Origin of the sequence: Nonomuraea zeae (assembly GCF_005889725.1) — a bacterium.
Classification (GTDB): domain Bacteria; phylum Actinomycetota; class Actinomycetes; order Streptosporangiales; family Streptosporangiaceae; genus Nonomuraea; species Nonomuraea zeae.
Map to the genome: position 1 here is coordinate 1 of NZ_VCKX01000649.1, position 1733 is coordinate 1733.

The following is a 1733-nucleotide window of genomic DNA, read 5'->3' on the forward strand; positions in this document are numbered from 1 at the left end:
ACCCCGATCGCCCGCTCCCCCTGCGCCTCAACCTGAGGAGCCGCAGCGGGGTCGATGGCGCCCGCATCACCATCGGACGCTGCTGGCGGACTGCCGGCGGTCGCATCGCGGTCGCGGGTCGCGTGACTGGCAGCCGTCGCACCGCGATCGGATTTGGCAGGACTGGCGGGACTGGCGGACGTGGCCTCGCGATCAGGTTGAGCGGCGCTGCTCTCAGCCACATCACCATCAGGTACGGCATCACTGCCGTCAGCTCCAGCCCGACCAGGTACAGCACCGCTGCCGGCAGTCCCAGCCCGACCAGTTGCGGCACCGCTGCCGGCAGTCGCAGCGCGATCACGTGCGGCAGCGTTGCCGTCGACCGCAGCACCATCCGCAAGTTGAGCAAGGCCGCTGGTGGCCGCATCACCATCGGGGGCGGCAGCACTGCCGACGGTCGAGGCGCGATCGGGTGTAGCAGGACCGCTGGCGGTCTCAGCGTGATCAGGTGTGGCGACACTATCCGCGATCGCAACACCGTCACGGGTCGCGGCACCGTCTGCAATCACAACCCCGTCGGGTGTCGCACCATCAGCCGTGGCATCACCATCAGGCACCGTGGCACCACCACCAGCCGTGGCACCACCATCAGGGGCAGTGGCATCGCCGCCGGGCGCCGCAGACCGGCTGATCTCGGCCGTACCGTCGGCAGGAGTACGAGCGCCCGCCGCCTTAGAACGGCTGATCTCGGCGCCAGCGGAAGACGCGGCCTGCCCAGGCGCATCTCCGCCCGGCTTCCCTCCCGGCCTCCCGCCCGGTTCCTCGGCCAGTTCCCCGCTTGGCGCTCCACCTGGCACGCCGCCCGGCCACCCGGCCGGTTCCCCACTCGCGACCCCACTTGGCGTATCACCCAGCCCCCGAGGCGGTTCCCCGCCTGGCGCTCCGCTCGGCACGCCTCCGTGGTCACCGTCAGGCGCTCTGCCAGGCGCTCTGCCTGGTAGGTCGCCCGGCTTCCCGCCCGACACTCCACCTGGCTCTCCACGAGAACCCTGGCGCGGCCCTTGGAGCCCCTGGAGCCCTTGGAACGCCTCCCCCGCCCCCTCTCCAGACGGAGCTGCCTCTCCAAACGGGGCTGCCTCTCCAGACGGATCCGTGCCCGGCCGCTCAGCCGCATCCCCGGATGGACGCATGGACAGTTGCTCGGACGATCGAGCCGATCGCCGGGACTCCACTGGCCGGGACTCCGCATGCGAGCGCCGCCGAGCCCACGTCACCGCGCCTGCCGACAGCAGACCCGCGAGCCCCACGAAAATGCTGACCCTGCTGGCCCACTTGTCCAGCATCTCCAGCAACCTGCCGGACAGCCCTAATGACGCGGCGAAAAACCCCACAAGTCCTGCCATCAACAGGACCATCGACAACGTCGTGACCATCCAAGTCAAGAAACGCGGGCGCCGTCGGTCACGTCGCGCCGGCGAAGGGGGTGTTGCCGTCACACTCCAAGGGTGACGGCGCGAGGTGGGGGTCGCCACCGAAAGATAAGCATGCCCCGGAAAGCAGAAAAGGCCCGTTTCGCTCCCGACGAGCCGAAAGACCATCCCGGAAATGCAGAAAGGGCCCGACGCAAAGCGTCGAGCCCTTCCCGAAAGATTGTCCGGCGGTGACCTACTCTCCCACACCCTCCCGAGTGCAGTACCATCGGCGCAGAGAAGCTTAACTTCCGGGTTCGGAATGTAACCGGGTGTTTCCTTCCC

2 protein-coding genes and 1 rRNA gene are annotated in these 1733 nt (G+C 68.8%); 1 reads left to right on the forward strand and 2 read right to left on the reverse strand.

Annotation, left to right across the window (positions count from 1 at the left end):
• The coding region (locus ETD85_RS65355) for a hypothetical protein (protein ID WP_206059652.1) at positions 1–340 on the reverse strand (340 nt) is incomplete at its 3' end.
• Positions 341–1290: 950 nt separating this feature from the next.
• Here ETD85_RS65355 and ETD85_RS62090 point away from each other — a divergent pair.
• Positions 1291–1488 (forward strand): hypothetical protein, encoded by a 198-nt coding sequence (locus ETD85_RS62090; protein WP_138699063.1) that lies wholly within the window; start codon positions 1291–1293, stop codon positions 1486–1488.
• Positions 1489–1631: 143 nt separating this feature from the next.
• On the opposite strand, the gene rrf is transcribed toward ETD85_RS62090, so the two are convergent.
• Positions 1632–1733 (reverse strand): 5S ribosomal RNA (rrf, locus tag ETD85_RS62095); the annotation flags it as partial.

Excerpts from the sequence above, each read along its gene's own strand:
- ETD85_RS62090 (WP_138699063.1), top strand. The coding sequence starts at position 1,291 with ATGCTGACCCTGCTGGCCCACTTGTCCAGCATCTCCAGCAACCTGCCG.